17 protein-coding genes and 1 other RNA gene are annotated in these 17,308 nt (G+C 42.4%); 14 read left to right on the top strand and 4 right to left on the bottom strand.

Annotated features, from left to right (window positions below):
* The first annotated feature begins 157 nt into the window (after window positions 1-157).
* The 6 genes from EOD41_RS11355 (at window position 158) to EOD41_RS11330 (ending at window position 4,228) form a co-directional block, all read left to right on the top strand.
* Window positions 158-700 carry a DinB family protein gene (locus EOD41_RS11355; protein ID WP_127704934.1) on the top strand — a complete coding sequence of 181 codons (543 nt, stop codon included), beginning with the start codon at window positions 158-160 and terminating at the stop codon, window positions 698-700.
* A gap of 12 nt (window positions 701-712) precedes the next feature.
* Window positions 713-1,120 (top strand): hypothetical protein, encoded by a 408-nt coding sequence (locus EOD41_RS11350; RefSeq protein WP_127704933.1) that lies wholly within the window; start codon window positions 713-715, stop codon window positions 1,118-1,120.
* Window positions 1,121-1,768, top strand: coding sequence for an SCO family protein (locus EOD41_RS11345; RefSeq protein ID WP_127704932.1), 648 nt, complete (start codon window positions 1,121-1,123; stop codon window positions 1,766-1,768). It abuts the gene before it with no gap.
* Entirely contained in the window at window positions 1,765-2,184 is a 420-nt protein-coding gene (locus tag EOD41_RS11340; RefSeq protein WP_127704931.1) for a c-type cytochrome, read from the top strand. The genes EOD41_RS11345 and EOD41_RS11340 overlap by 4 nt, the downstream gene beginning before the upstream one ends.
* Before the next feature lie 145 nt (window positions 2,185-2,329).
* Window positions 2,330-2,706: RNase P RNA component class A (gene rnpB, locus EOD41_RS11335), an RNA gene on the top strand.
* Window positions 2,707-2,842: 136 nt separating this feature from the next.
* Complete coding sequence (locus tag EOD41_RS11330) at window positions 2,843-4,228, top strand: sigma-54-dependent transcriptional regulator (RefSeq protein ID WP_127704930.1); 1,386 nt, start codon at window positions 2,843-2,845, stop codon at window positions 4,226-4,228.
* 14 nt (window positions 4,229-4,242) lie between these two features.
* On the opposite strand, the gene EOD41_RS11325 is transcribed toward EOD41_RS11330, so the two are convergent.
* Window positions 4,243-4,734: a YajQ family cyclic di-GMP-binding protein gene (locus tag EOD41_RS11325; RefSeq protein ID WP_127704929.1), complete on the bottom strand. Its 492-nt coding sequence runs from the start codon at window positions 4,732-4,734 to the stop codon at window positions 4,243-4,245.
* A gap of 148 nt (window positions 4,735-4,882) precedes the next feature.
* Between EOD41_RS11325 and ppk1 the strand changes: the two genes are divergently transcribed.
* The 3 genes from ppk1 (at window position 4,883) to EOD41_RS11310 (ending at window position 8,555) form a co-directional block, all read left to right on the top strand.
* On the top strand, window positions 4,883-6,928 hold the full coding sequence (gene ppk1 / locus EOD41_RS11320; RefSeq protein ID WP_127704928.1) for a polyphosphate kinase 1: 2,046 nt from the start codon (window positions 4,883-4,885) through the stop codon (window positions 6,926-6,928).
* Window positions 6,929-6,934: 6 nt separating this feature from the next.
* On the top strand, window positions 6,935-7,822 hold the full coding sequence (locus EOD41_RS11315) for a Ppx/GppA phosphatase family protein (protein ID WP_127704927.1): 888 nt from the start codon (window positions 6,935-6,937) through the stop codon (window positions 7,820-7,822).
* A 169-nt stretch (window positions 7,823-7,991) separates the two neighbouring features.
* The gene (locus EOD41_RS11310; protein WP_127704926.1) at window positions 7,992-8,555 is read left to right on the top strand and encodes a UbiX family flavin prenyltransferase; all 564 of its coding nucleotides are present in this window, start codon (window positions 7,992-7,994) and stop codon (window positions 8,553-8,555) included.
* Window positions 8,556-8,632: 77 nt separating this feature from the next.
* On the opposite strand, the gene EOD41_RS11305 is transcribed toward EOD41_RS11310, so the two are convergent.
* Window positions 8,633-8,980, bottom strand: coding sequence for a DUF1493 family protein (locus EOD41_RS11305; protein ID WP_127704925.1), 348 nt, complete (start codon window positions 8,978-8,980; stop codon window positions 8,633-8,635).
* Between the two features lie 129 nt (window positions 8,981-9,109).
* Between EOD41_RS11305 and mtaB the strand changes: the two genes are divergently transcribed.
* The 3 genes from mtaB to EOD41_RS11290 are packed head-to-tail and all read left to right on the top strand — an operon-like array spanning window position 9,110 to window position 12,439.
* Entirely contained in the window at window positions 9,110-10,429 is a 1,320-nt protein-coding gene (gene mtaB / locus EOD41_RS11300; RefSeq protein ID WP_127704924.1) for a tRNA (N(6)-L-threonylcarbamoyladenosine(37)-C(2))-methylthiotransferase MtaB, read from the top strand.
* A 30-nt stretch (window positions 10,430-10,459) separates the two neighbouring features.
* Window positions 10,460-11,620: a prolipoprotein diacylglyceryl transferase gene (locus EOD41_RS11295; RefSeq protein ID WP_127704923.1), complete on the top strand. Its 1,161-nt coding sequence runs from the start codon at window positions 10,460-10,462 to the stop codon at window positions 11,618-11,620.
* Between the two features lie 30 nt (window positions 11,621-11,650).
* Window positions 11,651-12,439, top strand: coding sequence for an inositol monophosphatase family protein (locus EOD41_RS11290; RefSeq protein WP_127704922.1), 789 nt, complete (start codon window positions 11,651-11,653; stop codon window positions 12,437-12,439).
* 173 nt (window positions 12,440-12,612) lie between these two features.
* Here the strand turns inward: EOD41_RS11290 and EOD41_RS11285 are convergent, their stop codons facing one another.
* Together EOD41_RS11285 and purB are read right to left on the bottom strand one after the other, a co-directional pair.
* Window positions 12,613-13,161 carry a NifU family protein gene (locus EOD41_RS11285; protein ID WP_127704921.1) on the bottom strand — a complete coding sequence of 183 codons (549 nt, stop codon included), beginning with the start codon at window positions 13,159-13,161 and terminating at the stop codon, window positions 12,613-12,615.
* Window positions 13,162-13,676: 515 nt separating this feature from the next.
* Window positions 13,677-15,023, bottom strand: a complete 1,347-nt coding sequence (gene purB, locus EOD41_RS11280) for an adenylosuccinate lyase (protein WP_127705237.1) — start codon at window positions 15,021-15,023, stop codon at window positions 13,677-13,679.
* Window positions 15,024-15,163: 140 nt separating this feature from the next.
* Here purB and EOD41_RS11275 point away from each other — a divergent pair, with 140 nt between their 5' ends.
* Window positions 15,164-15,778: a TetR/AcrR family transcriptional regulator gene (locus EOD41_RS11275; RefSeq protein WP_127704920.1), complete on the top strand. Its 615-nt coding sequence runs from the start codon at window positions 15,164-15,166 to the stop codon at window positions 15,776-15,778.
* Between the two features lie 127 nt (window positions 15,779-15,905).
* Complete coding sequence (locus EOD41_RS11270) at window positions 15,906-17,303, top strand: TolC family protein (protein WP_127704919.1); 1,398 nt, start codon at window positions 15,906-15,908, stop codon at window positions 17,301-17,303.
* The last annotated feature ends 5 nt before the right edge of the window (window positions 17,304-17,308 follow it).

Genomic DNA, 17,308 nt, shown 5'->3' with positions numbered 1-17,308 from the left:
TAATGTATAAATGATGAGGGTATGCTTTTAAGCAGCATCCATTCTTTTATGCCGGTAAAAAGCTTCGAAAAAATGTTGAGCAGTTTCATATGGTGGAGTTGATGTAAGTAAAGTTACAGGCCGTATATCAAGCTATGGTGCTGTTAATGTTATTTAATTGTTAAAAAGCAAAGACCGTATTCAGGATAGTTATAAAACAAAGCGCTACGTTATTTACCTTTGGAGCGCAATCCACTCAGGCAATATGAAAGAATACTTTTTACCCCTTTTTGATTACGACCGCCATTGCAACGAGTTAATGCTCGAGCTGATAATTAAGGCAGGTAGTCCTGAAAAACCGGTAAAACTAATGGCACATATACTTGGCGCGCAACAGGTATGGTTAAACCGCTGCAATGGGCTTGCAAATGCGTATACAGTTCCTGTTTGGCCTGATTGGCAGGTTGAAGAATTGTCGCCTTATATGAAAAACAATCCGTTAGCGTGGGCAGCTTTCTTAGCAAAAGCCGATTTTACACAGCGTATTGTTTATAAAACTTCACAAGGCGCAGCTTTTGATAATACCGTAACTGAAATACTTACCCATGTAATAAATCATGGTACGCACCATCGCGCACAAATTGGTCAGCACTTAAAGCTTGCCGGTATTGAAGAACTGCCACTCACCGACTATATTTTTTGGGTACGAGGACAACGATAACTTAACACCGATATGAAGAAAACACTTATTTTATTTGCCGCTACCGCGATCATTTCATCAGGTTGTAAAGACAGTAAAAACGAAGAACAACAAGAAAAGCAACTGTTTACTGAAGTGATGGCTATACACGACGACCTGATGGGTTATGAAAGCACCCTGATGGAAAACAAGAAGAAGCTCGACAGCCTGGCTAAAAATCCCACTCTTAAAGATTCGGCTGAGATTTTAGATAGAAATCTTACCACTGCCGATGATGCCATGGGCGAGTGGATGCATCAGTTTGACCCGGATTACTCGGGTAAACCGCATGACGAAGCGATGAAATATCTGCAACAGCAAAAACAAGAAATACAAAAAGTGGATACGCTTACTAAAAAAGCTGTAAGCGAATCAGGAAGGTTCATTTCAACCCATAAATAAATGAAGAAACTTACAGGATTACTTTTACCGGTGTTGATGATAGCGGCATGCACATCGAATCATACCGGCAAAACATTGCCTATATACGGCGAGCGCGAACCCGTTACTAAAGCACTGAACAGCCAGCAGGTTACTGACACTGTTTACCACACCATACCTGCGTTTAAGTTTATAAACCAATTTGGCGATAGCATAACCGATAAAAGCCTAAATGGTAAAATATACGTAGCCGATTTCTTTTTTACCAGCTGCCCAAGTATTTGCCCCATTATGCACCGCAACATGCTGAATGTGTACAACGCTTTCAAGGATGAAAAAGACATCAACATTATTTCTTTCAGTATCGACCCAAAGCACGACAGTGTAGCTGTGCTAAAAAAATATGCCGATGGCCTGGGCATAAGCGGGAATAGCTGGTGGCTGCTGCAGGGTGATAAAATGGCTACGTATGACCTTTCAAAAAGCTTTTTGGTCACCACGCCAAAAGAAGACGAAAAAGAAAAGTTTATTCACGATGGCTACTTCATACTGATTGATAAACAAAAACGTATCCGCGGCAGCTATGATGGTACCAACGAAGAGCAGGTTAAGCAGCTTATTGAGGATATCAAAACCTTAAAAGCTGAACCGGCGGAGACGGCTAAATGAAAAAGCTTGCTGCTATAGCATTTTTGTTAACGGCAATGGGCTGCTTTATACTATCATGCCAGAGCAGTGAGGACATTGAGTTTAAACGCCATTATGCAGGCGGCATGCTGTTATATCAAACGCATTGTCAAAATTGTCATGGTAAGAACGGTGAGGGATTGTCGGCGCTTATACCACCGCTTACCGATACCAATTATATCAGTAAGAACAGGCATAAACTGGCTTGCTTTGTGCAAAACGGCGCCAACGGCATCATCAATGTATCCGGGAAGTTTTATGAAGGCAGTATGCCGCCTTCGGGCTTGTCTCCAATTGAAATTGCAAAGGTGCTGACGTATGTGGGCAATTCTTTTGGTAACAAAACCGGCCTTATAAATTTAAATCAAGTACAGAAGGATTTAAAGGAGTGTAAGTAGCTATGAGTCGGAAAGTCGAAAAAGTCCGAAAGACACTTCATACAATTCAAATTATCTGTGCTCTAACTCCTTTTAATCTTCCTAACTTTCGGACATTTCCGACTTTTCTAACTTCCGGACTTATAACTAAATCTCTATCTTTACACCTGCAAAATGTTCTATCGCTGTCTGCGCAAGCGGAGAGAGGAAAGTCCGGGCAACATAGGGCATCCTGCTTCCTAACGGGAAGGCGCCATGGCATGGCGACAGAAAGTGCCACAGAAAATATACCGCCCGTTGTGGGTAAGGGTGAAAACGCGAGGTAAGAGCTCACGGCTTTTCCGGGTGACCGGAATCGCGGTAAACCTCAGGAGTTGAAAAACCAAATAGGTCCCGTGCATGAAGCGGCCCGCTTCAGATGGCCGCAAGGCTGTCAACGGGATGGGTAGGTTGCTTGAGCTGCAGAGCAATTTGCAGCCCAGATAAATGATAGAAACCGCCGCATGGCGGATACAGAACCCGGCTTACAGCTTTGCTGCCATAATGCCCCTTTCAATTATGAAAGGGGTTTTTTATTATTTTGTAAAACTATAAGTGTTTACTTTTGTATACATATAATACACATTATATTTAGTTAAGTTTTTACTCAAGCAATCACAGTTATTGAATACCACTACAAATGGCTAAAATTTTAATTATCGACGACGAGCGGGCGATCCGCAGCACATTGCGTGAGATTTTGGAATACGAAGATTATCAGGTTGAAGACGTTGACAACGGCGTTGACGGGCTGGAGATGATACAGAATAACGATTACGACCTGGTACTGTGCGACATCAAAATGAACCGCATGGACGGCATGGAAGTACTGCAGGAGGGATTAGTTATTAAACCTGATCTGCCGTTTATTATGATTTCCGGCCACGGTACTGTTGAAACCGCTGTTGAGGCCAGCAAAAAAGGGGCGTTCGACTTTATTTCCAAACCACCTGACCTGAACCGCTTGCTTATCACCGTACGCAACGCGTTAGACCGTGGTAGCCTGGTTGTTGAAGCCAAAACCCTTAAACGTAAAGTTTCAAAGGTTCGGCCTATACTGGGTGAATCACAGGCGATAGGCAAAATAAAAGAAACCATTGAGCGTGTAGGCCCTACCGACGCACGTGTGCTGGTTACCGGCGCCAATGGTAGCGGTAAGGAGCTTGTTGCACGCTGGCTGCACGAAAAATCAAACCGCGCCAATGCGCCTATTATCGAGGTTAACTGCGCCGCTATACCAAGTGAATTGATTGAAAGCGAGTTGTTCGGTCACGAAAAGGGATCGTTCACCTCGGCTATAAAACAACGCATTGGTAAATTTGAATCGGCAAACGGCGGTACTTTGTTTCTTGACGAGATAGGGGATATGAGCCTTTCGGCACAAGCTAAGGTATTGCGTGCGCTCCAGGAAAATAAGATCACACGTGTGGGCGGTGAAAAAGAAATAGACGTTGATGTGCGCGTTATAGCGGCAACGAATAAAGACTTGCTGAAAGAAATTGATGCCGGTAATTTCCGTATGGACTTATATCACCGCCTTAGCGTTATCCTGATACACGTGCCACCGCTTATCGAGCGTAAAGAAGATATCGGCCTGCTTACACAAAGCTTTTTGGAAGAGATATGCGGCGAATACGGTATGCCGCCTAAACGAATTTCAGAAGCCGCTATCGACGCGTTGAAGGCGCTGCCGTGGACAGGTAACATCCGTGAGCTGCGCAATATGGTTGAAAGGCTGATTATTATGAGTGATAAGATCATTACCGATAATGACGTACGGGCTTTTGCTAATCCATCAGGACCAGCTACAACTGCAACTCCTGCCGCTACAACATCAACACAAACGGATTACAACCAGTTTAAAAACTTCCAGGAGTATAAGGATTACGCTGAGCGCGAGTACATCAAGTTCAAACTGGAAAAAAACAACTGGAATGTATCAAAAACAGCCGATGATATTGATATCCAACGCAGTCACCTGTACAGCAAAATTGAAAAGTACGGGCTTAAGCGTGGCGAACAATAAATCAATGCGGAACCTCAGTTCCGCATGTTGATATACTGCAGTGGTTGCCCAAAGTCGCCCTGGCGGCATAAGGCAATCACTGCCTGTAAATCATCAATCTTTTTGGCCTGCACACGCACCTGATCGTCCATAATTGAGGCCTGCACTTTAAGCCCGCTGTCTTTTATGGCTTTTACTATCTTCTTGGCGGCTTCTTTATCAATGCCCTCTTTAACGGTGATCTCTTTACGTATCATGTTTCCGGCGGCGTAGTGCTCTTTGCCAAAATCAAGCGCCTTGGCATCAAGCCCTTGTTTCATCATGCGGCTTATAATAGAGTCGGTTATGGCCTTAAGGCGCATATCGTTTTCAGTAACAATGGTTATCTCATTGGTTTTTTTATCTAATTCAACCGTGCTTTTCGAGTCGTTGAAATCGTAACGGTTCAATATTTCTTTTTTAGCGTTGTTGATGGCGTTATCCAGTGTCTGGCCGTCTATCTTGCTTACAATATCAAATGATGGCATAGTGCAGAAGTTTAAATTTTGTCAAAACTACTACAAAATAATTATTGTAGTAATATATACCTTTTTGATGTAAACAATGAGTTAATATTAACTTAACAAATAAATAGGCACATTTGTGCTTGCGGCTGCAAGGCCGCATGTTTTATATATGGATACCAAAGATATACCGTTAATCAACAGGGAGATAAGCTGGTTGTATTTTAACGACCGTGTATTGCAGGAGGCAGCAGATCCTACTGTTCCGTTAATTGACCGTATAAGGTTTCTCGCTATATTTTCATCAAACCTTGATGAGTTTTACCGTGTAAGGGTAGCTACGCTTAACCGCCTTACCAATCTTAACCAAAAATCGAAACAGATATTAGGCTACAATCCTAAAAAGATACTTAACCAGATAAAAAATCAGGTAGTAAAGCAGGAACGTAAGTTTAATAACCTGTACGAAAACATCATTGTTAAACAGCTTGCCGAAGAAAAGATCTTTATCCTTGATGAAAAGCAGCTTAACGTAGCCCGCGGTACTTTCGTTAAAAATTACTTCCGCGAAAAGTTACTGGCCACGCTGGTGCCTATAATGCTTGATGACGGTAATGCGGTACCCGAACTAAAAGACCGTGTGATTTACTTTTTTGTAAAGCTCACAAAAAACAAAAAAGCACGTTATGCGCTGATTGAATTCCCTGATAATCTGCCAAGGTTTTTAGAGCTACCGGAAACAAATAGGCTCAAATTTATCATCCTGCTTGATGATATCATCAGGTATAACCTTGAGGATATCTTCTTTATCTTTGATCATGACACTATAGAGGCATACTCGATACAGTTAACACGTGATGCCGAACTTGACCTGGACAAAGAGGTGAGCGAAAAATTTGTCGACGCGTTATCAAAGAGCCTGCAAAAGCGTCATAAAGGTAAGCCCATGCGTTTGTTGTACGACAGCGATATGCCTGTTGAAATGCTTCAGCACCTGGTAAACAGGATGAACCTGCAGGGCGAAAGCCTTATACCGGGCAGCCGTTACCATAACTTTAAAGATTTTATAAAGTTCCCGAACGCCGGAAGGCCGGAGCTGGAATACGCACGTTATCCGCAGCTACCGGTTTCTGACCTTTCATTTGGCCGAAGCCTGATGGGAGTAATAGCAAAGAAGGATTATTTGGTAAGCACGCCATACCAGTCGTTCGATTATATTATCCACTTTTTACGCGAAGCGGCTATCGACCCAAAAGTTAGGGAGATAAGCATAGCCGTGTATCGTTTGGCCGAAAATTCAAGGGTGGTACACGCGTTGATAAATGCCGCTAAAAATGGCAAAAAAGTAAATTGTTTGGTTGAGTTAAGGGCGCGTTTTGACGAGCAAAATAATATCCACTGGAGCAACAGGCTTGAAGAAGAAGGCGTAAAAGTGCTATATGGCATCCCCGGATACAAAGTACACTCAAAAATATGTTTGGTAACGCGTGCCGAAAAAGGAAAATTGGTGCGCTATGCATGCCTGTCAACCGGAAACTTCAACGAAAAAACAGCCCAGATATACGCCGATCATACCTTGTTTACGGCAAACAAAAAGATTACCGGTGATTTAGCATTGGTATTTAAGGCTTTGATAAAAAACACTTTACCAAAAGGCTTAAAAAATTTAATTGTATCACCTGTTGACTCACGTCCGGCTATTTATAAGCTTATCGATAATGAAATCAAAAACGCAAAGGCAGGCAAGCAGGCTTACATGATATTAAAAATGAACAGCCTTGCCGACGAGCAAATGATAGCCAAACTGTATCAGGCCAGCAACTCGGGTGTTAAAATACAACTGATTGTACGTGGGATGTGCTGTTTGATACCCGGCTTAAAGGGGTACAGTGAAAATATTAACGTGATAAGTATTGTTGATAAATACCTTGAGCACGCGCGGGTGCATATCTTTTGCAATGGCGGGGATGAACTGGTATACCTTACCTCGGCCGACTTTATGACACGTAATATTGATAACAGGGTAGAAGTTGGCTTCCCGGTGTATGATGAAGCGTTGAAAGAAGAGATACGCGATATGATTGATATACAATTGGCTGACAACACCAAATCGCGCGAAATAACGGCAAGCAACACCAACAAATACCATAAAACAAAAAGCGATGTACCGCATCGCGCGCAAATAGAGATTTACAATTACCTGAAAAATAAAAATTAATACATTGTGAGATACGCCGCAATAGACATAGGCTCGAATGCAGTTAGAATGCTGATAGCCGAAATTGTTGAAAACCATCACTCGGTTTCATTTAAAAAAGTGACCCTTATACGCGTGCCGCTGCGCCTTGGCGACGATGCGTTTTTGCACCAGCATATTTCCGAAAAAAAGGCAACAGATCTTATAAAATCAATGCAGGCGTTTAGTAACCTGATGGATGTTTACAAAGTGAGCGATTACATGGCCTGTGCCACATCAGCCATGCGCGAAGCCAAAAATGGCCCGGAGGTGGTTAAGCAAATAAAAGAAGCTTCTAACCTCGATCTGGAAATTGTTCACGGCGAAAAGGAAGCGAAGATTATATCAGCCAGCCACGCCGAAGAGGAAATAGACCGAAGCAAAAACTATTTATACATCGACGTAGGCGGTGGCAGCACTGAACTATCCTTGTTTGCAGCAGGCGAACTCATTGCATCTCGTTCGTTTAACCTGGGAACCATCCGTATTTTGGATAATCAGGATAAAGAGGAAACCTGGGAAGAAATGAAAGAGTTTATCCGTAAGAACACACGCGGTATCAAAGACATTTCAGGAATTGGTACGGGCGGTAACATTAACAAGCTTTACCGCTTGTCTGACCTGAAAGATAAGTCGCCATTGCCGTTCAATAAATTAAAGTCGCTGTACAGTTACTTGTGCTCTTTTTCACTTAAAGACCGCATAAATGTACTGGGCCTGAATCATGACCGTGCCGACGTAATTATACCTGCCTGCGAGATATATATTACCGTGATGAAAACGGCCGGAATCAAGAATATATACGTACCAAGCGTAGGTATGGTTGACGGAATTATTCAAACATTGATAGAAAAAAATTTCCGAAAAACTCATTAAAAAATTGTTAGGAAATTTTTTAAAAAAATGTAAAAATCTTACTACATTTGTGATGCCCTCTCATAGGGTATGTTTTTCATAGGTAGATGTAGGGTCGGGTACATAGTATTCGACCCTTTTTTGTGCCCGCAACTTTATCCCGCCGCTTTTGTTATACTTGTGCTGATTTATGAAAAAGAAGATCGTTATAGCCATTACCGGTGCAAGCGGCGCCATTTACGCCAAGCTTTTACTTGATAAATTACAGCAGTTGTCTGTACAAGTTGAAGAGGTGGGTATTGTAATGTCAGACAATGCCCGCGAGGTATGGCGCGTGGAACTGGGCAATGAGGATTATAGCCATTACCCGTTTAAATTTTATAGCAAGCATGATTTTAACGCGCCGTTCGCATCAGGTTCGGCACGGTTTGATACTATGGTGGTGGTGCCATGTTCGATGGGCACGCTCGGGCGTATAGCCAGCGGAGTGTCTGACGACCTGACAACCCGCGCCGCCGATGTTATACTAAAAGAGCGCCGCAAACTGATCCTGGTAGCACGCGATACGCCGCTCAACCTCATCCACATCCGCAACATGGAAACGGTTACCCTTGCCGGCGGAATTATCTGCCCGGCCATACCATCGTACTACAGCAAACCACAAACTATTGAAGATGTAGCCATGACGGTGGTAAACCGTGTTATTGATTTGATAGGGTTGGAAAGCGAGAGCTACAGGTGGGGAGAGAAATAGGTCCATCTACGCGTCATTGCGAGGAACGAAGCAGTCTCTGAAGTTTTTGCAATGAATGGTCTATTGAGCCAAGGAAATTAGTCATTTAATGTACTTGGATTAAACACGCCGGTGATAACGCCGTTAACCAAGTCCGCTACCTTTATATCTTTTCTTGATACTTGCTTCTCACCGTTAAAAAACTTTTTTATTGCAGGTAGCAAGGTGTCTCCTTCGCTGGCAATATACTCTTCACCCTTGAAAGCGCTCATATCGATGTTATATTGTTCCGAATATATTATCAGCAAATCAATTGTATCATCACCATAAATTCGTAGGTCTGTTTCAAGCATTGATTCCTCATTTATGTTTTTCTGATGAACCCCGGAGAAATCACTAATCATCACTTTTAATTCAGATAATATTTGCGCATGGGTTTTCGACATTTTTACATCATTATTTTAGCTAATGTATTCATTTATTGTTTCAGCAAAATAATTTTGACGATCCAATAACCGTACTTACATCAACCTAATCAACAATTCAACCAAAATACCTACCTTTGCACCTTGTAAATGAACAGGAAAGTAGCATTTTACACACTTGGCTGTAAGCTTAATTATTCGGAAACTTCGGGTATTGGCCGCTTGTTTAACCAGGCGGGTTACGATACTGTTGAGTTTTCTGATACCCCCGATGTATTTGTGATCAACACCTGTTCGGTAACCGAGAATGCCGATAAGAAGTGCAAAAAGATAGTTAAGGAAGCTTTAAAGGTTTCACCTAATGCTTATGTAACTATTGTGGGTTGCTACGCGCAGCTTAAGCCAAAAGAAATTGCTGAAATACCCGGTGTTGACATGGTGCTTGGTGCTGCAGAGAAGTTTCAAATAGTTGATCATATTACCGACCTTACCAAACGCCCTAAAGCAGTTGTATATAATAGTCCGGTTAATGAGGTTAACCAGTTTGTGCCTTCATACTCATTTGGCGACCGTACACGGACTTTCCTGAAAGTGCAGGACGGTTGTGATTACTCGTGCACCTTTTGTACCATTCCGCTGGCCCGTGGCGCAAGCCGCAGCGATACCATTGCGAATGTACTTGAGCAAGCCAGGCAGATTGCTGCTTCAGGCATAAAAGAGATCGTGTTAACCGGTGTTAACCTTGGCGATTTCGGTATCCGTAACGGTAATCGGGAAGACCGGTTCTTTGACCTTGTAAAGGCCTTAGATGAGGTAGAAGGCATTGAGCGGTTCCGTATTTCATCAATCGAACCAAATTTACTTACCGACGAGATCATTGAGTTTGTGGCAACCTCGAAAAGATTTGTGCCACACTTCCACATTCCGCTGCAATCCGGTTCAGACAAAATATTAGGCCTGATGCGCCGCCGTTACAAGCGCGCGCTGTATGCCGACAGGGTAACTAAGATAAAAGCTGTAATGCCCGATTGCTGTATCGGTGTAGATGTTATCGTTGGTTTTCCAGGCGAAACACGTGAAGATTTTATTGATACCTACAATTTCCTTAACGGGCTGGATATTTCATACCTGCATGTGTTCACCTATTCGGAGCGTGAAAATACACTGGCGGCAGAAATGGCGGGCTCGGTACCAGGGTCAACCCGTGCCGAACGCAGCAAAATGCTGCATATATTAAGCGACAAAAAACGCCGTGCTTTTTACGAAACTCAGTTAAATACCACCGCCGAAGTGCTGTTTGAAGGCGATATAAAAGACGGACTGATGCACGGCTTTACCCGTAACTACGTGAAGGTTGAAGTGAAGTACGACCCCATATTGGTTAATGAATTGAGGACAGTGCAGTTAACCGACATTTCACCGGCGGGTAATGTAGAAATTACAGAGGCCGAGGAAATATTAGTGCATTAAAGCCTATATTCGTTGCCAAAATAAGCAACTATGTTTCCTACCATATCCGAACTGATACATTATCTAACCGGCTTAAACATCCCTTTACCCATACAAACATTCGGCTTTTTTGTGGCCCTGGCTTTTATGGCTGCTTACTGGGCGTTTGTACAGGAATTTAAGCGTCGCGAGGCAAAAGGTGAGATAAAGCCATTCGAAAAAACGGTTACTATAGGTAAGCCTTTATCAAATGCAGAGATTGTTGGCAACGGTATATTCGGTTTCATAATAGGATATAAACTGCTCGACGCTGCATTAAATTACAACGAACTTGTAGCTGATACGCAAGGATTTATTCTTTCGGCACGAGGAAATGTGGTAGGTGGTATTATCTTCGCGGCGATATTTATCTACTGGGCTTATGCCGAGAATAAAAAGCAACGCCTTGCCGAACCTGTTACCAAGCGTGTGTTAGTGCATCCGCACGAGTTAATGGGTAATATCCTGCTTTGGGCGGCTATCGCCGGTTTTGCAGGTGCTAAGCTGTTTAACGCGCTGGAGAACTGGGATGCTTTTATGAATGATCCGGTTGGTATGCTGATAGGCTTTAGCGGATTAACTTTTTATGGTGGATTAATTTGCGGTGGTGCAGCTGTATTATATATAGCCCACAAACACCGCATTAGGCCGCTTACCATGCTTGATATTGGCGGACCGGGTATGATGCTGTCGTATGCCATTGGCCGTATAGGTTGTCATTTAGCTGGTGACGGCGACTGGGGTATAACTAACTTAGCGCCAAAACCAGGATGGCTAAGTTGGGCGCCCGACTGGGTATGGGCATTCAGGTATCCGCATAATGTGAATGGCGAAGGTGTACCAATACCCGGCTGCATTGGTAAATATTGTGCACAGTTAAAAGAGCCTGTGTTCCCTACACCGTTTTACGAAGTAATTATGTGTTTGCTGCTGTTCTGGTTTTTATGGAGCATCCGCGACAGGATAAAAGGCCCGGGTGTTTTCTTCGGCATATACCTGATATTGAACGGTGTTGAACGTTTCTTTATCGAGCTGATCCGCGTTAATACAAAATATCATGTTGCCGGAATATCTTTCACACAAGCCGAACTTATATCCCTGATATTGGTTATAGCTGGTATTGTACTTATAGCGAATGGCAAGAATAAAAAGTCTTCTGCCGCTGTAGCATAATCAGGTTATTAACATCTATCTGCATAAATTATGGATTTGAAAGATATTGTACTGCAAACTACTGAGCTTTCTAAACAGGTTGGTGCTTTCATCAGGCAGGAAAGAAAGACCTTTAGCATTGATAAAATTGAATACAAAGGTGTAAACGACCTGGTATCATACGTAGATAAAACCGCCGAGCAGCAACTTGTTACAGGACTGGAAAAAATATTACCTGAGGCTGGTTTCATTACCGAAGAAAAAACAAATACTAAAGTAGGAGAGCGTTACAACTGGGTTATAGATCCATTGGATGGTACTACTAATTTTATACATGGCTTGCCGCCATACTCTGTCAGCATTGCTTTAAAAGAAGGCGACGAACTGGTTGCCGGTGTGATATATGAAGTGAGTCTTGACGAATGTTTTTATGCCTGGAAGGGCGCCCCGGCTTACCTGAATGGCAACGAAATACGGGTAACCGATACGCCTTCGCTTGAAAAAAGCCTGATAGCTACAGGTTTCCCGTATTATGATTTTGGCAAGCAGCAGGCTTATATCGATCTGTTTGCCGAACTGATGCGTAGCTGCCATGGTTTGCGCCGTTTAGGTTCGGCTGCGGTCGATCTGGCTTATACCGCTGCCGGACGTTTTGAGGCATTTTATGAGTATAACCTTAATGCCTGGGATGTAGCAGCAGGTATCGTTATAGTACGCCAGGCGGGTGGTGAGGTAAAAAACTTCAGCGGCGGTGATGAGTGTATTGAGTCGAGGCAGTTGATGGCCACTAACGGTAGAATAAGTGGTGAGCTGCTGCAGGTAATACAGAAATATTTTTAGTGAACACTGCGGTCATCCCGAACTTGTTTCGGGATCTCACCTGGGCGCAGTTACTTGCATGAGAGATGCTGAAACAAGTTCACCATGACATTTAAATAAAAAAAGCACTGATTCAAAATCAGTGCTTTTTTTATATCGGTGAAATCTCACCTCAAATCAGTGTAATCATCAAATTACAGCGCTTCGCTCACCACTTCCTGTACTTCAGGTACCATACGTTTAAGCAGGTTTTCAATACCGGCTTTAAGTGTTACTGTTGACGATGGACAGCCGCTGCACGAGCCGCGAAGCTCAACAGTAACCACGCCTTCTTCAAATGATTTGTATGCAATGGCGCCGCCGTCCTGCTCAACAGCCGGGCGAACGTAGTCGTTCAATATTTGTTGTATTTTTACTTCAGTATCACTGCCTTCAAAGTTTACTTCTACAGGCTCTTCGGTGCGTACGGTAAGCTCTGATTCAACCGCGCCTTTTACAAATTCTTTCAGTATCGGCTCAATATCTTCCCAGTCGGTACCATCGGTTTTGGTAACGGTGACAAAGTTGCTGGCGAAGAACACGCCGTTTACAAACGAAAATTTATACAGTTCTTTTGCAAAAGTTGAACCCTCGGCACTTTCTTTAGTAGGATAGTCAACACTGCCGTTTATCAGCAGTTTGTTAACAATAAACTTCATAGTGGCCGGGTTAGGGGTGGCTTCGGTATATACGTTGATGTTCATCTCTGTTTCTATTTAAACTAATAACAAATTTAATGATGAATTTGATTAGTAGTATATACTGATTTAGTTATGACCTGTTGGTGACTGTAAGAAGTTATGAGTTCCTTTTGATATATACATGAAGACTGCTTATCCAAACACGCTTTATAAATATCGCTGATTTATATCTGTCATCTTTAGATTTATATATTAACTCATGGTAACCAAAGCCATTTGACCGTGATGGTAGATATTGTGTTAACGATATATACGCATCATTAGTTACTATGTTAGGTTTGCCGGGATACAAAGGATATATATACAATTCAGAATTTTGAAGATATACCCTTTTATATCGCAACAAATTATATACTCCTATACCAAAGGCCAAAGCATTCCAAAAAAGCCATGGAACAATTTCTGAAGACAATATATCTTGAGGAAAAATATTCTTAGTTATTAGTAAACCAATAAAAGGGAAGAAAAGAACCATCACGTACGTTAAGTATGAATAAAGTCTTTTCTTTTTCATGTTGCTATATCCCCGTATAATTCAACGGCGAGATACCTTTTATTTCTTCTTTAATCTCATCGCTTACATTCAGCGTCTTTACAAAAGCAGCGATGGTTCCTGCGTTTACCTGTGAGTTGGTTCGGGTAAGTTCCTTCAATGCCTCATACGGATTAGGGTAGGCTTCACGGCGAAGTATGGTTTGTATAGCCTCGGCAACTACCGCCCAGTTGGCTTCAAGATGTGCGTTTATGGCGGCTTCGTTTAACAATAATTTACCCAATCCTTTTATGGTTGATTTTATGGCGATAAGTGTATGTGCTACAGGGACGCCAATATTACGTAATACAGTGCTATCGGTAAGGTCGCGCTGCAGGCGTGAGATTGGCAGTTTAGCTGCCAGGTGTTCAAACAGGGCATTGGCTATGCCAAGGTTGCCTTCCGAGTTTTCAAAATCTATCGGGTTAACCTTGTGAGGCATGGCCGATGAACCTACTTCGCCTGCTTTTATTTTCTGCTTGAAGTAGTTCATGGAGATATACGTCCACACGTCGCGGTCAAGGTCGATCAGGATATTGTTGATGCGTTTCAATGCATCGCACTGTGCCGCGAAATTGTCGTAATGCTCAATTTGCGTGGTATATTGTGAGCGGCTCAAGCCTAAAACGTCATTCACAAAGTGGTTGCCGAAGGCTTTCCAGTCAATTGCCGGGTAAGCGATATTGTGTGCGTTAAAATTGCCCGTAGCGCCGCCAAACTTCGCCGAATAGGGTACCTGCTGCAATTGTACCAGTTGTTTCTCGATACGTTCAACAAACACCTGTATCTCTTTACCCAAACGTGTTGGTGAAGCCGGCTGCCCGTGCGTATGCGCCAGCATGGGGATGTTTTCCCATTCAGTGGCGTAGCTTTTCAGCGTATCAACCAGTTCCGTTATAGCCGGATAATACACATCCTGTAAAGCTACTTTGAACGAGTAAGGTATGGCGGTGTTGTTAATATCCTGTGAGGTAAGTCCAAAGTGAATAAACTCTTTGTACTGGTCAAGACCACCTATTTCATCGAACTTTTGCTTGATGAAATACTCAACGGCCTTAACATCATGGTTGGTAATTTTCTCTATCTGCTTAACACTTTCAGCATCAGCTTCGCTGAAATTTTTGTAAATATCGCGTAGCTTTTCGCTCAAGCTTTTATCAAAATCCTTTAGTTGCGGCAACGGGTGCTCGCACAGGGCAATGAAATATTCAATTTCAACAAACACGCGGTATTTAATAAGCGCATATTCTGAAAAATACGCTGCCAGTGGTGCTGTAATGTTTCTATAACGTCCGTCTATAGGAGAGATTGCTGATAAAGCGTTAAGCTGCATACGGTAAATTTTCTGCAAAGGTAAAATTAATGTGCGAATGTTGTGATAATTGAGTGCGATGAGTTAACACATTGTAAACGAATGGTAAAATCAATTGGAAACTTTGAAATCAAAAAATGTTTCCATAGTTTTGTGCCGTAATGGAACAAAAAGACAGAATAGTAGTGGGTGCCGAAGACCTTTTTTTAAAGGCCGGGATAAAAAGCGTTACTATGGACGACATTGCCCGCCATTTAGGTATGTCGAAAAAAACCATTTACCAATTTTATAAAGACAAAAACGAACTGGTGGTAGCACTGGTAAAGAAGAAGCTGCAGGAAGATGAAGACCAGATTCGGGGCATAATTGAGCAATCGGGCAATGTGATTGAGGAGATGATCAATATGATGAAGTGCAATGAAGAGATCTTCAGCCGCATTAATCCTATTGTAATACATGATATGCAGAAATACCATCCCGAAGCATGGAACCTGTTTCAGGAATTTAAAGCAGGCTTTCTGGTAAATATGCTTGAGGTGCTGTTGGATAAAGGTAAAAAGCAAGGCTATATACGGGAAGATATTGACGTGCGCATCATTTCGCGCATGCGGGTGAGCCAGGTAGAAATGGGCTTTAATACGCAGGTGTTTCCGCTGGCTGAGTTTAACCCATGGAGGGTGCAGTTTCAGTTTTTAGAGCATTTCTGTTTTGGTGTATGTACGCTCGAAGGCTATAAACTGCTTGATAAATACAAAAGTGCATTAAATGATAAATAAATCACTGTTGACACAGGGTTGTCAATGCGAATAATTTTTTTGCAGCGGTAATGATAAAGCCAATGAATACGTAAACAAGTTAACTCAATCACAAAAACACTCGAACATTAACCACAACAATTTATATATGAATACACGCAATATATTTTTTATTACACTGCTAAGCCTTTTCGCGCTTAACGGTTTTGCGCAGCAAAGTCCGCCGCGCACGCCGCAAAGCTATAGCTTTAGCCTCCAGGACGCTATCAATTATGCTTATCAGCATAATGATTCTATGAAAAATGCTGCTTTAAGTATTAAAAGTGCAAACTATCAGGTTAAAGAAACCATTGCTACCGGTTTGCCACAAATAAATGGTTCAGCATCATTTCAGTATTATTTTAAACCTCCAGTAGCAGTTGGACCAACGTTTAAGCAAAACCCGCCAAACCCGGATAATCCATTTGATCCGGCCAATATCGACAAGGATGCGCCGGTAACGGTATTTCCTTTTGGCCCAATCCGTACAACCAGTGTTTTTTCGGTACAGGCTACTCAATTATTGTTCAGCGGTACTTTCATTGTGGGGTTGCAAGCGGTAAAAACATTTAGAGAGCTGTCTAACCGCAACTTTTCGCGCTCAAAAATTGAAACCAATGTGGCCGTTACCAAGGCATACTACCAATTTTTGGTAAATACTGAGCAAATAAGATTACTTGATGCTAATATCAAACAGTTAAAACAGCAGCTTGATGAAACATCGGCGCAAAACAAGCAGGGCTTTGTTGAAAAGATCGATGTTGACCGTTTAACAGTGCAGTATAACAACCTGGTAACAAATCGTGAAAATGCATTTCGTTCGCTTGATCTTGCCAACCAGATGCTTAAATTCCAAATGGGCATGCCTGTTGAAGACCAGCTTACACTTACTGATAAACTTGAAGATGTTAAACTAACTCAGCAGATACAAAGCACTGCTGACACAGGTTTTTATCGTAATCGTATAGAATATCAATTGCTGGAAACCAACATTACCCTTAACGAGTTGGACGTTAAAAGCAAAAAGGCCGAATTTTTACCATCGTTATCATTAAACGGCGGTGTTAACTATGTGTTCCAGGAAAACCATTTGCGTTATTTATTTGACCGCAGCTTTCCGAACAGTTATATAGGTTTAAGCCTTAACGTGCCAATTTTTAGTAGTGGCTTACGCTTAAATCAACTGCGCCAAAAGCAAATTAATGTTGAAAAAGCAAAAAACGAATTAAGCAACGCGGTAAATGGATTTAAACTTCAGGCTAACGCCGCTAATGTTACTTATGCTAATAGCATACAATCGCTCAACAGTCAAAAAAGTAACCAGGCTCTTGCACAGGAGGTTCTTCGCGTATCACGCATAAAATACCAGCAGGGCGTGGGCTCAAGCATCGAGGTATCTCAGGCGCAAACAGCTTTAGAGCAGGCTAATGATCAATATATACAAGCTTTATATAATGTTTTGGTAAGCAAGGTTGACCTTGACAAAGCATACGGACGCATACAATAAGATCA

The organism is Mucilaginibacter limnophilus (assembly GCF_004005815.1).
Taxonomy (GTDB): Bacteria; Bacteroidota; Bacteroidia; order Sphingobacteriales; family Sphingobacteriaceae; genus Mucilaginibacter; species Mucilaginibacter limnophilus.
The sequence above is the reverse complement of the archived record's forward strand: the minus strand, read 5'-3'. Positions and strand labels throughout refer to the sequence as shown.